Annotated in this window: 16 protein-coding genes; 13 read left to right on the plus strand and 3 right to left on the minus strand. The window is 40.9% G+C overall.

The annotated features are described in order from the left end of the window. Nucleotides 1-365 precede the first annotated feature (365 nt). Entirely contained in the window at nucleotides 366-1,463 is a 1,098-nt protein-coding gene (gene proB, locus WKU26_RS08195; RefSeq protein ID WP_340321610.1) for a glutamate 5-kinase, read from the plus strand. Between the two features lie 57 nt (nucleotides 1,464-1,520). Here proB and WKU26_RS08200 read toward each other — a convergent pair whose 3' ends face one another. Further along, nucleotides 1,521-1,913 (minus strand): hypothetical protein, encoded by a 393-nt coding sequence (locus tag WKU26_RS08200; protein WP_340321611.1) that lies wholly within the window; start codon nucleotides 1,911-1,913, stop codon nucleotides 1,521-1,523. A gap of 89 nt (nucleotides 1,914-2,002) precedes the next feature. On the opposite strand from WKU26_RS08200, the gene WKU26_RS08205 reads away from it, so the two are divergent. Both WKU26_RS08205 and WKU26_RS08210 read left to right on the plus strand, forming a co-directional pair. Further along, the gene (locus WKU26_RS08205; protein WP_340321612.1) at nucleotides 2,003-2,560 is read left to right on the plus strand and encodes a helix-turn-helix domain-containing protein; all 558 of its coding nucleotides are present in this window, start codon (nucleotides 2,003-2,005) and stop codon (nucleotides 2,558-2,560) included. Between the two features lie 17 nt (nucleotides 2,561-2,577). Next, entirely contained in the window at nucleotides 2,578-4,233 is a 1,656-nt protein-coding gene (locus WKU26_RS08210) for an AMP-binding protein (protein WP_340321613.1), read from the plus strand. 747 nt (nucleotides 4,234-4,980) lie between these two features. Here the strand turns inward: WKU26_RS08210 and WKU26_RS08215 are convergent. Beyond that, complete coding sequence (locus WKU26_RS08215; RefSeq protein WP_178266063.1) at nucleotides 4,981-5,157, minus strand: DUF4250 domain-containing protein; 177 nt, start codon at nucleotides 5,155-5,157, stop codon at nucleotides 4,981-4,983. 158 nt (nucleotides 5,158-5,315) lie between these two features. On the opposite strand from WKU26_RS08215, the gene WKU26_RS08220 reads away from it, so the two are divergent. The 6 genes from WKU26_RS08220 (at nucleotide 5,316) to WKU26_RS08245 (ending at nucleotide 11,752) form a co-directional block, all read left to right on the plus strand. Continuing rightward, on the plus strand, nucleotides 5,316-5,759 hold the full coding sequence (locus tag WKU26_RS08220; protein ID WP_340321614.1) for a PepSY-like domain-containing protein: 444 nt from the start codon (nucleotides 5,316-5,318) through the stop codon (nucleotides 5,757-5,759). Between the two features lie 258 nt (nucleotides 5,760-6,017). Further along, the gene (locus WKU26_RS08225; protein WP_340321615.1) at nucleotides 6,018-6,617 is read left to right on the plus strand and encodes a nitroreductase family protein; all 600 of its coding nucleotides are present in this window, start codon (nucleotides 6,018-6,020) and stop codon (nucleotides 6,615-6,617) included. A gap of 135 nt (nucleotides 6,618-6,752) precedes the next feature. Beyond that, nucleotides 6,753-8,099, plus strand: a complete 1,347-nt coding sequence (purB, locus tag WKU26_RS08230) for an adenylosuccinate lyase (protein ID WP_340321616.1) — start codon at nucleotides 6,753-6,755, stop codon at nucleotides 8,097-8,099. Nucleotides 8,100-8,147: 48 nt separating this feature from the next. Beyond that, entirely contained in the window at nucleotides 8,148-9,467 is a 1,320-nt protein-coding gene (locus WKU26_RS08235; protein ID WP_269877199.1) for a pseudouridine synthase, read from the plus strand. A gap of 151 nt (nucleotides 9,468-9,618) precedes the next feature. Continuing rightward, on the plus strand, nucleotides 9,619-11,022 hold the full coding sequence (gene asnS / locus WKU26_RS08240) for an asparagine--tRNA ligase (protein WP_340321617.1): 1,404 nt from the start codon (nucleotides 9,619-9,621) through the stop codon (nucleotides 11,020-11,022). Between the two features lie 235 nt (nucleotides 11,023-11,257). Then, nucleotides 11,258-11,752, plus strand: a complete 495-nt coding sequence (locus WKU26_RS08245; RefSeq protein WP_340321618.1) for a DUF4488 domain-containing protein — start codon at nucleotides 11,258-11,260, stop codon at nucleotides 11,750-11,752. Nucleotides 11,753-11,827: 75 nt separating this feature from the next. Here WKU26_RS08245 and WKU26_RS08250 read toward each other — a convergent pair whose 3' ends face one another. After that, nucleotides 11,828-12,028, minus strand: a complete 201-nt coding sequence (locus WKU26_RS08250) for a PLD nuclease N-terminal domain-containing protein (protein ID WP_340321619.1) — start codon at nucleotides 12,026-12,028, stop codon at nucleotides 11,828-11,830. 463 nt (nucleotides 12,029-12,491) lie between these two features. Here WKU26_RS08250 and rplM point away from each other — a divergent pair, with 463 nt between their 5' ends. The 4 genes from rplM (at nucleotide 12,492) to tsf (ending at nucleotide 15,522) form a co-directional block, all read left to right on the plus strand. Continuing rightward, the gene (gene rplM / locus WKU26_RS08255; RefSeq protein ID WP_154043086.1) at nucleotides 12,492-12,953 is read left to right on the plus strand and encodes a 50S ribosomal protein L13; all 462 of its coding nucleotides are present in this window, start codon (nucleotides 12,492-12,494) and stop codon (nucleotides 12,951-12,953) included. A gap of 6 nt (nucleotides 12,954-12,959) precedes the next feature. Next, nucleotides 12,960-13,346 (plus strand): 30S ribosomal protein S9, encoded by a 387-nt coding sequence (rpsI, locus tag WKU26_RS08260; RefSeq protein WP_340321620.1) that lies wholly within the window; start codon nucleotides 12,960-12,962, stop codon nucleotides 13,344-13,346. Nucleotides 13,347-13,565: 219 nt separating this feature from the next. Then, nucleotides 13,566-14,402 carry a 30S ribosomal protein S2 gene (gene rpsB, locus WKU26_RS08265; RefSeq protein ID WP_178266384.1) on the plus strand — a complete coding sequence of 279 codons (837 nt, stop codon included), beginning with the start codon at nucleotides 13,566-13,568 and terminating at the stop codon, nucleotides 14,400-14,402. A 127-nt stretch (nucleotides 14,403-14,529) separates the two neighbouring features. Continuing rightward, on the plus strand, nucleotides 14,530-15,522 hold the full coding sequence (tsf, locus tag WKU26_RS08270; RefSeq protein WP_340321621.1) for a translation elongation factor Ts: 993 nt from the start codon (nucleotides 14,530-14,532) through the stop codon (nucleotides 15,520-15,522). Nucleotides 15,523-15,590 lie beyond the last annotated feature (68 nt).

Genomic DNA, 15,590 nt, shown 5'->3' on the forward strand with positions numbered 1-15,590 from the left:
CTGAATAGGTAAGTAAAGATGTAAAGTAAGATTTCTGTTTTGTAATTTATTGATTTTCAGTATAGGGTTGGCTGGGAGAAGTAAGTTGTATACTTCTTGAAAGTGAACTGCCAACCTTTGTTTTATGAAAAAATATTGAGGAAATAATGAGCAATTTAGTAATTGCCGATAGAATATACGTGGCAGCTTTTGTGAGTGGCCGTCCTGAATACATATATTGTAAATGTATATTACTTTCTGTATAATTGTGATAAATTGTTTTCTTTTTTCTTTGTATTTTCTATATTTGTAAGTAAAATTGTGCAGAATGTGATGTTTCTGAAAGTTTTTATATGTGATTTCTTATCTGAAGTTTAAAACAAGCAATGGAAAAACAAAATTTTCACTTTACAAAAGTCGCAATAAAAATAGGCAGTAATGTACTGACCCGTAAAGACGGCACATTGGATATTACCCGTATGTCGGGGCTTGTAGACCAGATGGCTGAACTTCACCGTGCGGGTGTAGAACTTGTGCTGATTTCTTCCGGAGCGGTTGCTTCCGGTCGCAGTGAACTGAAGGTTTCCCGTAAACTCGATTGCGTGGAGCAACGTCAGCTGTATTCGGCTGTTGGGCAGGCTAAGCTTATAAACCGTTATTATGAATTGTTTCGTGAACATGGTATTACGGTAGGGCAGGTGCTTACTACCAAAGAGAGCTTCGGAACCCGCCGTCATTATCTCAACCAGCGCAATTGTATGCGTGTGATGTTGGAGAATGGGGTAATTCCTATTGTCAACGAAAACGATACGATATCTGTCACTGAACTGATGTTTACAGACAATGATGAACTTTCCGGTCTGATTGCTTCCATGATGGGGGTGCAAGCTCTGATTATTCTGAGTAATGTGGATGGGATTTACAACGGACCGCTTTCCAGTCCGGATACAACTGTAATTCGTTCCGTAGAGCCGGATAAAGATTTATCCGATTATATACAAACCGAGAAGTCGGGATTTGGAAGAGGAGGCATGCTTACTAAATCCACTATAGCCCGAAAGGTAGCTGCAGAAGGTATTACAGTAATGATAGCAAACGGAAAGAAAGACCATATTCTGACCGATTTGCTGCAGAATCCGGAAGAAGTTGTATGCACCCGTTTTCTGCCTGCTGCAGAAAACGTTTCAAGTCTGAAAAAATGGATTGCTCATAGCGAAGGCTTTACTAAAGGAGAGCTTCATTTAAGTAAGCAGGCGGTAGAGGCAGTAAAGGGAGAAAAAGCTGTCAGTATTCTTCCGGTGGGAGTAACAAGTGTAAAAGGTGATTTTGAAAAAGATGATTTGGTCTCTGTGCTGGATGAAAAAGGAGAACAAATCGGCTTGGGAAGAATCTCCGTCGATGCGGAGCAGGCATTGCAGATGATAGGTAAGCATGGCCAGAAACCGTTGGTACATTACGATTATTTGTATCTGGAGTCATTTTAAAGCAATGTAAAACGTTATTCGGATAGCCGATGCCTGGAAGTGAAGCGGAGCGGAGGCTTATCGGGGAATCTTCAAGAGATTGATAAGCAATTGCCGTTGCAGAGAATAAGTTGTTCCGTGTGTCTGTACATATTCCAAAAGATTTAAACCGTCCTGTTGCAGTTTGGTTTTAAGCAGCAGGTCGTCTTCGGTTTCATCGGCTATCTTCAGCATTATCATTGCAGCCAGTTCTATCTTCTCCAAGTCGGCCTGTGTATCATATAAAGAAAGAATATCTTCGGCCCTCATGGTTTGCAGTTGTATCATGTTTACCCCCAATATTTTCTGGGCTGTATCTTCATATTCACTCCATTCCTTTTGTGTTATTTTCTTTCGTTTTAGCAGCATGTTGGCAATGGCAGTGAATATTTCTTGAATAATTCGTATTAAATAGTCCTGTTTTATCATCATTTTGTTTTTTACACGACAAAGTTCGGAATATTTTTCTTGATTTCCCGTAATCTTTCGTAATTTTGAGCGGAAAACTAAAAGATCGAACTATGGACGAACAGATAAAACAAATAGCAGAACGCATTCGTGGATTGCGGGATGCACTTGATTTGAGTGTAGAAGAAATGGCAGCTCAGTGTGGATTGGGTATTGAGCAATACCAGTTGATGGAGTCGGGGGAAGGTGATATCTCTGTAAGTATGTTGCAGCAAGTGGCCCGCCACTTTGATATTCCTCTGGATGTGCTGATGTTTGGTGAAGAACCTAAAATGAGTTCTTATTTCTTGACACGTTGGGGAACCGGAGTTTCGGTAGAGCGTACAAAAGCTTATAAATATCAGTCTTTGGCTTCGGGTTTTAAAGACCGTAAGGCAGATCCTTTCCTGGTAACGGTAGAGCCGAAACCGGAAGATACACCGATGTTTTACAATACCCATCGCGGACAAGAGTTTAATATGGTTATTGAAGGGCGCATGCTTTTGAGTATAAATGGAAAAGAATTAGTATTGGAAACAGGAGACAGCCTTTATTTTGATTCGTCCTTGCCTCATGGAATGAAAGCTCTCGATGGCAAGGCTGTTAAGTTTCTGGCCGTAGTCATGTCATAATATAATTTAAAGAGTATATGTTAGAAAGATTTGTAGAACAAACTCATTTTACCTCTCAGGAAGATTTTATTGCACATTTTAAAATCAAGGTTCCGGAGGTCTTCAACTTCGGTTACGATGTAGTAGATGCATGGGCTACAGAGTGTCCGGATAAAAAAGCTTTGCTTTGGACAAACGATAAAGGAGAACATATCCAGTTTACCTATGCAGACCTGAAGCGCGAGACAGACCGTACTGCTTCGTATTTTCAGAGTCTGGGTATCGGACACGGCGATAAGGTGATGCTGATTCTGAAAAGACGCTATGAATTCTGGTTTTCCATTATCGCTTTGCATAAATTGGGTGCAGTGGTGATTCCGGCTACTCACTTGCTGACTAAAAAGGATATTGTGTATCGTTGTAATGCGGCTACCATCAAGATGATTGTTGCTGCCGGCGAAGATGTGATTACCCGGCATATTATAGATGCCATGCCGCAATCGCCCAGTGTAGAGAAGCTGGTGAGCGTAGGTCCGGAATACCCGGAAGGTTTCGAAGATTTCCATAAGGGAATAGAGCAGGCTGCACCTTTTGTGCGTCCTGCACAGGCTAATACAAACGACGATATTTCGCTGATGTATTTTACTTCGGGAACAACGGGAGAGCCTAAGATGGTGGCTCACGACTTTACGTATCCGTTGGGACATATTGCAACCGGAAGTTTCTGGCATAATCTGCACGAAAACAGTTTGCATCTGACTATTGCCGATACGGGATGGGGAAAAGCCGTATGGGGAAAACTTTATGGACAGATGATTGCCGGTGCAAATATCTTTGTGTACGATCATGAGAAATTTACTCCTGCCGATATCTTGCAGAAGATTCAGGATTATCATATCACATCTCTGTGTGCACCTCCTACTATTTACCGTTTCCTGATTCGTGAGGATATTACAAAATACGATTTGTCTTCATTGGAATATTGTACTACAGCAGGTGAGGCGTTGAACTATTCTGTATACGATACATTCAAGAAGATTACCGGTATCCGTCTGATGGAAGGTTTCGGGCAGACAGAAACAGCTTTGACTTTGGCTACTTTCCCATGGATGGAACCGAAACCGGGAAGTATGGGTGTACCAAATCCGCAGTATGACATTGATTTGCTGACACCGGACGGCCGTTCGGCAGAGGACGGAGAACAAGGTCAGATTGTAGTGCGCACAGATAAGGGAAAACCATTGGGCTTGTTTAAAGAATATTATCGGGACGAAGTGCTTACCCGTGAAGCTTGGCACGATGGTATTTATTATACAGGTGACGTGGCTTGGCGTGATGAAGACGGATATTACTGGTTTGTCGGTCGCGCAGACGATGTAATCAAGAGTTCTGGATACCGTATCGGCCCGTTCGAAGTAGAAAGTGCCTTGATGACTCATCCGGCTGTGGTAGAATGTGCTATCACTGGAGTTCCCGATGAGATACGTGGGCAGGTGGTAAAGGCTACTATCGTATTGGCAAAAGATTATAAGGAACGTGCTGGGGCTGAACTTGTAAAGGATTTGCAAGATCATGTAAAACGTGTAACAGCTCCGTATAAATATCCTCGTGTGATTGAATTTGTAGACGAATTGCCTAAGACAATCAGTGGAAAGATTCGCCGTGTAGAAATACGTGCGAAGGATAATCAGTAAGTGTTTGTTGGCTTTATATGAGAGAGGGGTTGCCGGTCGGTGTAATGACGGCGATTCCTCTTTTTTTGTTTTCTGCTGATTAGGGGTGAAAATTACAAATTGTCAATGTTGTGCGAAGGGAAAAGCTGAAGAAATAGAAATTTCAAAATGTCAAATCAGAGGCTTGTATATAGCGTTATTTGTCCTCGGATGCGAGGCTGGTGAAAAAGAAGGGCGTTTTTGGAAGTTGGTGAAATTGAAAAAAGATAGCTTCGCCCGTATTTTTGTGTTTTCATGTAGGAAAATAGAGGGATATTCTTTTTATATGATGGCAACTGGGGCAAAAACAAACATTGTGTTAAATTGAAATTGTATAGATTAAAGGCTGGGTTTGTAATATGAATTGTTAATAAAGGTATAAAAAGTGGGGTGCTGAAGGGGGTTTTTATGCGACTGATCGCGTGAGCGTACGCGACGGGTCACGTTGCCCGACGATACAAGTCGCGTTACCCAACGATACAAGAAGAAAAACCTTGTGATACCAGTTCTTTTTCAGTCAATAAACCGTATGAAAAATATGTTGAATAGCATGAATTTAAAAGAACTTTTCGTAAAGAAAAGCATCCTTTCCCCTCAGGAAGGAGATTTTTGCTCAAAGTGTCGGTTAGCGGAAAAAACGAAATCGGGAAAATATGATATAAAAAAAGGCTTTTCAATAACACTTTGAAAAGCCGGTACTCCACATTTGTCTTGCAAAAAAAGAAAAGATTACCAGAATTTATTCATTTCTGCATTGTATTCAAATCCGGCTTCTTTCAATTGATTTACAATTTCTTCTTTGCTGACATTTAAATCTTCACACAATGCGTCGAGTGAAGGATAGAAGTCGCGTAGCTTCATGTTGATGAGGCTGAACAGCATCATCGGATCTTTGGGTAATTCCATATTCTTTGTACCTTTTTATTGAAAACCGTGCAAAAGTAGCAAATTTATTTTTGATGAGGATGAGAAAAAGTAGATTATTCCTATTTCTTTTCAGAATTGGTGCTTTAGTTTGCAGTATGAAAAATAAAACGAGTATTAATTTAAAAATGAAAAGCGATATGAAAAAGTTTATGTTTTTACTGATGTGTGTGTTGACAATGCAAGTAGCTATGGCGGATAATGACAAGCCGATTACTTTTGAGCAACTGCCCCAGACTGCTCAGCAGTTTGTAAAACAGAATTTCCCGGATTTGAAAATTGCTTTTGTCAAGATGGAAAAAGATTGGTTCGGTACCGAATATAGCGTGATGTTCCTGAATGGCGATAAAATTGATTTCCAAAAAGATGGTCAGTGGAAAGAAATTAAATGCCGCCGTAGCACAGTGCCTATGCAGGTTGTGCCGGCTCAAATCCGTAATCATGTAAAAACCAATTATCCGGATGCAAATGTATTGTCCATTGAAAAAGACCGCTACGAATACGAAGTAAGACTCTCGAATTTCTGGGAGCTGAAGTTTGACTTGAAGTACAACTTGATTGACATGGATCATGAAAATGACTAAATAGGATGCCGTTGGCTTCTGATGCTACCTCTAATTGATAGATTCACCCCTGTTGATATCTGATATAGTTATTAACAGGGGTGTACTTTTTTGTGGATAAGTAGAGTGGATAAATCGGTTAATAACTTTATAAGTGTCAGATAAACAATGTGTTTTTAGTTATTAACAGGTTTATGCTACTTGTTAATAACTTGTGGATAAATGAATAATTGAAGTATTATGCGTATATTTACATTCCATTGAGTAAAATATACGACTATGAAAAAGAATATTCTTATGTTTGCTGCTGCAGCGGCTTTGTGTCTGGCGGTTTCCTGCCAGTCTGAACAGAAAAATCAGGAGTCTCAACCGGTGGATGCTTTACAAACCATAGCACAGCGTACCAGTGTGCGTAAATATGTGCAGGGAAAGGCGGTAGAGCAGGAAAAGGTGGATAAAATATTGCGTGCGGCAATGGCTGCACCCAGTGGAATGGATCGCCGGCCCTGGGAGTTTGTGGTGGTGAACGACCGTGCTTTGCTGGATTCTCTGGCTGCTTCTTTGTCGAATGCCAAGATGCTGGCTACCGCTCCGATGGCCATAGTAGTGGCGGCTGATACAACCAAGTCGGAATATTGGTATCTGGATTGCTCTGCAGCAGCTCAGAATATTCTTCTTTCTGCTAAGGCTCTGGGCTTGGGAACTGTATGGACAGCAGCTTATCCTTATCAGGACAGAATGGGAATTGTGAAAAAATACCTGCAGTTGCCTGAGCAAATCAGTCCGTTGTGCGTCATACCGGTAGGCTATCCCGACGGCTCTTTTACTCCTAAGGATAAGTGGGATGAAACTCGGGTTCATTACAACAAATGGAAATAATTGTAAAATAAATACTAAAGTTTTCTGTATTAGAGCTGTTAACTCGGGAAAAAGCATTATTTTTGCAACCTCATAGACTGCAAATGAAAGGCAGTTTTGTATACCGAATTTTAATTTGTAAAGTAAAGTATTATAATGGAGCTTGATTTACTCACGGCTATATCACCTATTGATGGGCGATACAGAGGCAAAGCGGGAGCTTTGGCTGCTTATTTTTCAGAATATGCACTGATTAAATATCGTGTGCAGGTAGAAATTGAATATTTTATTACTTTATGCGAACTGCCTTTGCCGCAGTTGAAATCATTGGATCCTGCTCGCTTTGAGTCTTTGCGTGACATCTATCGTAATTTCTCGGAAGCAGATGCCGGACGTATCAAGGAGATTGAGAGTGTAACCAATCATGATGTAAAAGCGGTTGAGTATTTCATCAAGGAACAGTTTGATAAACTGGGAGGACTGGAGGCTTATAAAGAGTTTATCCACTTTGGTCTGACTTCACAGGATATCAACAATACTTCAGTGCCTTTGTCAATCAAGGATGCACTGGAAGAAGTGTATTATCCTCAAATCGAAAAACTGATTGCCCAGCTTACCGCATATGCAGAAGAATGGGCAAATATTCCGATGTTGGCTAAAACTCACGGACAGCCGGCTTCTCCGACTCGTCTGGGTAAGGAAGTTATGGTTTTTGCATATCGCTTGAACCGTCAGTTGGCTGTATTGAAAGCTTGTCCTATCACCGCGAAATTTGGTGGTGCAACCGGAAACTATAACGCACATCATGTGGCTTATCCGGAATTCGACTGGAAAGCATTCGGTAATCGTTTCGTGGCTGAAAAATTGGGATTGGAACGTGAAGAATATACAACCCAGATTTCCAACTACGACAACTTGGGAGCAATCTTCGATGCAATGAAGCGTATCAATACCATTATGATTGATATGAACCGCGACTTCTGGCAATATATTTCTATGGAATACTTCAAACAGAAGATCAAAGCCGGAGAAGTTGGTTCGAGTGCAATGCCTCACAAGGTGAATCCGATTGACTTTGAAAATGCAGAAGGAAACTTGGGTATGGCTAATGCAGTCTTTGAACACTTGTCAAGCAAGTTGCCGGTATCTCGTTTGCAGCGCGACCTGACAGACTCTACAGTATTGAGAAACATCGGTGTGCCGTTCGGACATACTATCATTGCTATTCAGAGTTCTTTGAAAGGATTGGGCAAACTGCTGCTGAACGAACATAAGATTTATGAAGATCTGGATAACTGCTGGAGTGTAGTAGCCGAAGCTATTCAGACTATTTTGCGCCGTGAGGCTTATCCTCATCCTTATGAAGCACTGAAAGCGCTGACTCGTACTAATCAGGCTATCAATGAAGCTTCAATTAAAGATTTTATTGAAACACTGGAAGTGAGCGAGGATGTGAAGAAAGAATTACGTGCAATTACTCCTCATAACTATACAGGTATGTAAAAAACAGCCCGAGAGGGTTTAATATTAATTATATAAGAAAAAGAAATTATGATGCCAGAAAGAGAAAACAGACAAGACGGAGGTGAAAACACCCAGTATAACCGTGATGGTTACAAGTCTTACAACAGAGAAGGATATAACAAATACAACAGAAGTGAAGGTGGAAACAGCTATGGACGCCGTTCTTATGGTGCGAATCGTGAGAATGGAGATCGTCCTTATCGCTCTTCTTATAATCCTCGCTTCAATAATAATAATGAGGACCGTCCGCAGCGCTCTTACGGTAACAATCGCCCGCAGCGCTCTTACGGAAATCGTCCGGCTTATGGTAATAATGAAAACGGTGAGCGTTCTTCTTATAACCCGCGCTTTAACAATGGTAACCGTCCGCAGCGTTCTTATAATCCACGCTTTAATAATAATGAAGGAGGTGATCAGGCACAGCGTGCTTATCGTCCGCGTTTTAACAATGGTGGCGAACAGCAGGGTTATGGAAACCGTCAGCCGCGTCCGCGCTTTGCTCCCGGACAGCAGGGAGGATATGGTCGTCAGCAGGGTAATTTCCGCCCGCGTACTGCCGATTACAATCCGAATGCAAAATATAGCATGAAGAAACAGATTGAGTACAAGGATATTCTGACTGATCCGAACGAACCGATCCGTTTGAATAAGTTCTTGGCTAATGCTGGTATTTGCTCTCGTCGTGAGGCAGACGAATTCATTACAGCAGGAGTTGTTTCTGTAAATGGAGTGGTAGTTACAGAATTGGGTACTAAGATTAAACGTACGGATGAGGTGAAGTTCCACGACCAGCCGGTAAGCGTAGAGCGTAAGGTGTATGTGTTGCTGAACAAACCGAAAGACTGCGTAACTACTTCGGATGACCCACAGGAACGTAAGACTGTGATGGATTTTGTGAAGGGTGCCTGCAAGGAACGTATCTATCCGGTAGGTCGCCTGGACCGTAATACAACTGGTGTGCTGTTGCTGACAAACGATGGTGATCTGGCTTCTAAACTGACTCATCCTAAATATCTGAAGAAGAAAATCTATCATGTATACTGTGATAAGAATGTAACAAAGGCTGATTTGGATCAGATTGTGCAGGGTATCACACTGGATGATGGAGAAATTCATGCAGATGCTATCAGTTATGCTTCTGATACGGACAAGTCTCAGGTGGGTATCGAAATCCATTCAGGAAAGAACCGTATCGTGCGCCGTATCTTTGAATCGCTCGGTTATCGCGTCATTAAACTGGACCGCGTATATTTTGCCGGACTTACTAAGAAGGGCTTGCGCCGTGGCGATTGGCGTTATCTGACAGAGCAGGAAGTGAACATGCTTCGTATGGGATCTTTTGAATAATTATTAATATATGGAATGATTTCACTATATTGAAAAAACGGTAACGAAGAGTCTGTAGATCATTGGTTGGTTTTGCAGATTCTTCGTTGGCGTTCGTAACGATGGGAAGTGTAGTGGGGTTGTTTTATTTCAATCATTAAATAACAGACAAATGGAAACAATTCGTAGAACAAAAATTGTAGACCTTTTGAAACGCCGTGATTTCGGTGCAATGGTCAATGTGAAAGGTTGGGTGCGTACTCGTCGTGGTAGCAAACAGGTAAACTTTATCGCGCTGAATGATGGTTCTACTATAAATAATGTACAGGTGGTAGTGGATTTGGCTAACTTTGATGAAGACATGCTGAAACAGATTACAACCGGTGCATGTATCAGTGTAAACGGTGAATTGGTGGAATCGGTAGGTGCCGGACAGGCTGCCGAAATTCAGGCTCGTGAGATTGAAGTGCTGGGTGTTTGTGATAATACTTATCCACTTCAGAAAAAAGGACACTCTATGGAGTTCCTTCGTGAAATCGCTCACTTGCGTCCTCGTACCAATACTTTTGGAGCTGTGTTCCGTATCCGTCACAATATGGCGATTGCTATTCACAAGTTCTTCCACGAACGCGGATTCTTCTATTTCCATACTCCGCTGATTACGGCATCCGACTGTGAAGGTGCAGGACAGATGTTCCAGGTTACTACCATGAACTTGTATGATTTGAAGAAGGATGAAAACGGTTCTATCATTTACGACAACGACTTCTTCGGCAAACAGGCAAGTTTGACTGTGTCTGGACAGCTTGAAGGTGAGTTGGCTGCTACTGCATTGGGTGCTATCTATACATTTGGCCCTACATTCCGTGCAGAAAACTCGAATACACCGCGTCACTTGGCTGAGTTCTGGATGATTGAACCGGAAGTGGCTTTCAATGATATCAATGATAACATGGATTTGGCTGAGGACTTTATCAAGTATTGTGTGCAGTGGGCACTCGACAACTGCTACGATGATGTGAAGTTCCTGAATGATATGTTTGATAAAGGCTTGATTGAGCGTCTGCAGGGCGTGTTGAAAGAATCATTCGTACGCTTGCCTTATACAGAAGGTATCAAGATCTTGGAAGAGGCTGTTGCGAAAGGACATAAGTTTGAATTCCCGGTATATTGGGGTGTAGACTTGGCTTCGGAACACGAACGTTACTTGGTGGAAGAACACTTCAAACGTCCGGTTATTCTGACTGATTATCCGAAGGAAATCAAGGCATTCTATATGAAGCAGAACGAAGATGGTAAGACTGTCCGTGCAATGGATGTGTTATTCCCGAAAATTGGTGAAATCATTGGTGGATCTGAACGTGAAGCCGATTATGACAAACTGCTGACTCGTATCCAGGAATTGAATATCCCAATGAAAGATATGTGGTGGTATCTGGATACTCGTAAGTACGGTTCATGTCCTCATTCTGGATTCGGACTTGGATTTGAACGTTTGTTGCTCTTCGTAACGGGTATGGCTAATATTCGTGATGTAATACCATTCCCACGTACTCCACGTAACGCAGAATTCTAATAATCGTTTTTTTTTGAATAAACTGTTAGGGCGTCTTGTTGGCTGAAAGGCCGGTAAGACGCTTTTTTTATATTGTCGGATAAAAGAAGGGATTATGGAGGCATGTAGATAGAATGTGTGTTGAAAGGATAAATTAAATTACTGGTAATAATTTGATGAAAAACAGCGTATTTTAAAATAAATTTGTTATATTTGTGTGTGAACCCTTAGCAGATGAACTCTAATACATATAATTATGAAAATCCGTTATTTCTTATCATTGATGGTAGCTATGCTGCTGGGTACAATGAGTACGGTTGTGGCACAGGATATTGAGGAAAAAGTGCCGGTAACACTGAATGGTGTTTGGCAAATGTGTTTTTATCGTTCGAGTTCGCCCGATATACCAGGTGAATTAAAAACAAGTAATTCTCTTAAGATTCTTTCCGACGACGGACGTTTCTGTAATTTGGTGATGATGCCGCAGGGGGCTATTATAATAGGTTATGGCACTTATAAGGTAGAATCACCTGAAGTGTATTCTGAAACCATTGAAAAGAACATTCATCTTCCTCAATTGGATGGGAAAAAGAATGAACTTCATTTTAAATTGGAAGAAGGGGGAGATTTGATGTATATCAAATACTTCCTGACTCATGACAAAGACGGCAATCAGGTGGATTCATGGTGCTATGAAATATGGAAGCGGGTAGAAATGCCGGAAGAATATCCGGAGAACATTATCCGTTGATAAAATAAGCAAAGAGCGAAGTACAAAAGTCTTGGAAATGTACTTCGCTCTTTTTATGCTGGAAAGGAGGATAGGTTATGCACGAGATGAATTGTCCCGTGGAGCTGATAAATAATAGATGGCTGCTCCTATGATTTGAAAAAGCAGGATTATTGCAATCCATAGCGCTTTGGCACCATTACTCAGTTTCGTATTCTTCATGATGTCAAGGATGGCAATGATGAGGACTGCCAGAAACAAGAATAAGATAAGTATAAAAATACTGTAATTTGACATGGCGAAATGTTTTAAGGTTTGTTTGTATCTGCGGTGTATTTAAAATTGCAATTGTAATTGTATTTATAAGAATGGTGTGATGGAATGACCTTGTATTAAGATAAACTCCAGATGTAACAAACATATCTGTTAAATTATCTTTGTAGCAAGATAAGGAAAAAAAGTGAAACATGCAATTTGAAATGAGATATTTTAGATTGGTATATAGGGAGGAACGCCTCTAGGGAAGAAGAGTGTTTGCAATCTGTGCTGAAATTGTGTATTCGTTAAAACTCAATCATTTGCAGAAAGAAAAAAATATATAAAATCTTTGAGGGTTCAAGGAAAAGTCGTACCTTTGCAAGCCGATTATTATCAAATAGTGATAAATTTTTAATTCTGAGCATCTTGTTCTTCATTGTCCGGAAGGATGAGATAGGAGGAAATTGTTTTTTAGTAGTAACATTTAAAAAAGAATTTAAGAGTGGATACTTTAAGTTACAAGACCATTTCTGCAAACAAGGAAACTGCAACAAAAGAATGGGTTGTAGTTGATGCTACCGATCAGGTTGTAGGCCGTCTCGGTGCTAAAGTTGCAAAGTTGTTGAGAGGTAAGTACAAACCAAACTTCACCCCTCATGTAGACTGCGGTGATAACGTAATTATCATCAATGCAGACAAAGTGAAATTTACAGGTAATAAGTGGAATGATAAAGTTTACCTGAGCTACACTGGTTATCCAGGTGGTCAGCGTGAAATCACTCCTGCTCGCTTGATGGCTAAACCGAATGGCGCTGAAAAATTGATGAAGAAAGTAGTTAAAGGTATGCTTCCTAAGAATCGTCTGGGAGCTAAGTTGCTGGGTAACTTGTATGTGTACGAAGGTGCTGAACACAAACACGAAGCTCAGACTCCGAAAGTAATTGATATTAACACACTTAAATAATAAAGAATGGAAGTAGTAAATGCATTAGGTAGACGTAAAAGCGCTATCGCACGCGTTTTCGTAAGCGAAGGTACAGGAAAGATTACTATTAACAAGAGAGACCTTGCACAGTACTTTCCATCAACTATTCTGCAGTATGTAGTAAAACAGCCGTTGAATAAATTGGAAGTGGCTGAAAAATATGATATCAAAGTAAATCTTTGCGGTGGTGGTTTCACTGGTCAGTCTCAGGCTTTGCGTTTGGCAATTGCTCGTGCACTGGTTAAAATCAACCCGGAAGATAAGAAAGCTCTTCGTGCTGAAGGTTTCATGACTCGCGATCCTCGTGAAGTTGAACGTAAGAAACCAGGACGTCCTAAAGCACGTAGAAGATTCCAGTTCAGTAAACGTTAAGCTTTTGAGTTTATTAGTTTGTAAGTTGATAAGTTTGTTGCAAGTAATCGGTTTGTATACACTTATGACTAACTCAGAAAACTTAGAAACTCAAAAACTTAAATGAAAGCGTTTAGTATCTAAACCATCGGGATTTTCCTTACAAGGGTTTGTGGAGAAACTACCCGATAGTTGGTTTAATTAACAAAAAAGAAAGTAAACGATTTAAAGATTAAAACAATGTCAAGAGTAAATTTTGATACATTATTGGAGGCTGGTTGCCACTTCGGACATTTGAAGAGAAAGTGGAACCCTGCAATGGCTCCTTATATTTTCATGGAACGCAACGGTATTCACATCATCGACTTGAACAAAACCGTTGTAAAAGTAGAAGAAGCTGCTGAAGCTTTGAAACAAATCGCTAAATCAGGAAAGAAAGTCCTGTTTGTCGCTACTAAGAAACAAGCTAAACAGGTAGTAGCTGAAAAAGCTGCTTCTGTAAACATGCCTTATGTTATCGAACGCTGGCCGGGTGGTATGTTGACTAACTTCCCGACTATCCGTAAGGCTATCAAGAAAATGGCTACTATCGATAAGTTGACTAACGATGGTACTTACTCTAACTTGTCTAAGAGAGAAGTTCTGCAGATTTCTCGTCAGCGTGCTAAGTTGGAAAAGAACTTGGGTTCTATCGCTGATTTGACTCGTTTGCCATCTGCATTGTTCGTTATCGACGTATTGAAAGAAAACATCGCAGTTCGCGAAGCTAACCGTTTGGGTATTCCTGTATTTGCTATCGTTGATACAAACTCAGATCCTTCAAACGTAGATTTCGTAATCCCAGCTAACGACGACGCTACTAAGTCTGTAGAAGTTATCTTGGATGCTTGCTGCGCTGCTATGGCAGAAGGTTTGGAAGAAAGAAAAGCTGAAAAGGTAGACATGGAAGCTGCTGGTGAAAACGCACCGAAAGCTGCTAAGAAAAAAACTACCAAAGCACGCATGGATAAAGCGGAAGAAGACGCAATCAATGCTGCTAAAGCTGCCGCTTTCATCGGTAAAGACGAAGAAGCTTAATATACTTTAAGTGGAGAGTTGAGAGTTGAAAGTTGAGAGTTACTATAATAAAGCGATTCTCAACTCTCTGTTCTCAGCTCTCTTTTGCTTTAAATAGATTTATTAACTCAATAAAAAAGAAATTACTATGGCTGTAAGTATGGCTGATATCACCAAGCTTCGTAAAATGACTGGAGCTGGTATGATGGACTGTAAAAACGCTTTGACAGAATCTGAAGGCGATTTCGACAAGGCAGTAGAAATTATCCGTAAGAAAGGACAGGCTGTTGCTGCAAAACGTTCTGACCGTGAAACTTCAGAAGGTTGTGTATTGGCAAAATCAACTGGCGACTATGCTGCAATGATTGCTTTGAAGTGCGAAACTGACTTCGTTGCTAAGAATGCAGACTTCGTTGCTTTGACTCAGGCTATTCTGGATGCTGCTATCGAAAACAAATGCCAGACTTTGGATGAAGTGAAGGCTCTTCCGATGGGTAGCGGTACAGTTGCTGACGCTATTGTAGAACGTAGTGGTATCACTGGTGAAAAGACTGAATTGGATGGTTATAACTTCGTTTCAGGTGCTTGCACAGCTGTTTACAACCACATGAACAAGAACCAGCTCTGTACAATCGTTTCTTTCAACAAGGTTTGTGATGAAAAAGTTGCTCACGAAATCTGTATGCAGATTGCTGCAATGAACCCGATTGCTATCGACGAAGCTGGTGTTCCTGAATCAGTAAAAGAAGAAGAAATCAAGGTTGCTGTTGAAAAGACTAAAGCAGAACAGGTACAGAAAGCTGTAGAAGCTGCTTTGAAGAAAGCTGGTATCAACCCGGCTCACGTAGACAGCGAAGAGCACATGGAAAGCAACATGGCTAAGGGATGGATTACTGCTGAAGATGTAGCTAAAGCTAAAGAAATCAAAGAAACTGTTGCTGCAGAAAAAGCTGCTAACTTGCCTCAGGCTATGATCGAAAACATTGCTAAAGGTCGTTTGGGCAAATTCTTGAAAGAAGTTTGTCTGTTGAACCAGGAAAGCATCATGGATCCGAAGAAGACAGTTTCAGAAGTATTGAAAGCTGCTGATCCAGAATTGGCTATCACAGAATTCAAACGTTTCACTTTGCGTGCTGAATAATCTGATTTATTCTGTAAGATAAAGGAAGAGGCCATCTCAAATTCATTTTGAGATGGCCTTTGTCTTTT

Origin of the sequence: Phocaeicola sp. HCN-40430, from assembly GCF_037890285.1 — a bacterium.
Lineage (GTDB): Bacteria > Bacteroidota > Bacteroidia > Bacteroidales > Bacteroidaceae > Phocaeicola > Phocaeicola acetigenes.

Bases quoted from the DNA above. Each gene is read 5' to 3' on its own strand.
- WKU26_RS08250 (WP_340321619.1), bottom strand. From the start codon at position 12,028: ATGTCAAATTACAGTATTTTTATACTTATCTTATTCTTGTTTCTGGCA.
- WKU26_RS08235 (WP_269877199.1), top strand. From the start codon at position 8,148: ATGATGCCAGAAAGAGAAAACAGACAAGACGGAGGTGAAAACACCCAG.
- WKU26_RS08245 (WP_340321618.1), top strand. From the start codon at position 11,258: ATGAAAATCCGTTATTTCTTATCATTGATGGTAGCTATGCTGCTGGGT.
- WKU26_RS08200 (WP_340321611.1), bottom strand. From the start codon at position 1,913: ATGATGATAAAACAGGACTATTTAATACGAATTATTCAAGAAATATTC.
- WKU26_RS08210 (WP_340321613.1), top strand. From the start codon at position 2,578: ATGTTAGAAAGATTTGTAGAACAAACTCATTTTACCTCTCAGGAAGAT.
- WKU26_RS08215 (WP_178266063.1), bottom strand. From the start codon at position 5,157: ATGGAATTACCCAAAGATCCGATGATGCTGTTCAGCCTCATCAACATG.
- rpsB (WP_178266384.1), top strand. From the start codon at position 13,566: ATGTCAAGAGTAAATTTTGATACATTATTGGAGGCTGGTTGCCACTTC.
- tsf (WP_340321621.1), top strand. From the start codon at position 14,530: ATGGCTGTAAGTATGGCTGATATCACCAAGCTTCGTAAAATGACTGGA.
- WKU26_RS08205 (WP_340321612.1), top strand. From the start codon at position 2,003: ATGGACGAACAGATAAAACAAATAGCAGAACGCATTCGTGGATTGCGG.
- proB (WP_340321610.1), top strand. From the start codon at position 366: ATGGAAAAACAAAATTTTCACTTTACAAAAGTCGCAATAAAAATAGGC.
- rpsI (WP_340321620.1), top strand. From the start codon at position 12,960: ATGGAAGTAGTAAATGCATTAGGTAGACGTAAAAGCGCTATCGCACGC.
- purB (WP_340321616.1), top strand. From the start codon at position 6,753: ATGGAGCTTGATTTACTCACGGCTATATCACCTATTGATGGGCGATAC.
- asnS (WP_340321617.1), top strand. From the start codon at position 9,619: ATGGAAACAATTCGTAGAACAAAAATTGTAGACCTTTTGAAACGCCGT.
- WKU26_RS08220 (WP_340321614.1), top strand. From the start codon at position 5,316: ATGAAAAAGTTTATGTTTTTACTGATGTGTGTGTTGACAATGCAAGTA.
- WKU26_RS08225 (WP_340321615.1), top strand. From the start codon at position 6,018: ATGAAAAAGAATATTCTTATGTTTGCTGCTGCAGCGGCTTTGTGTCTG.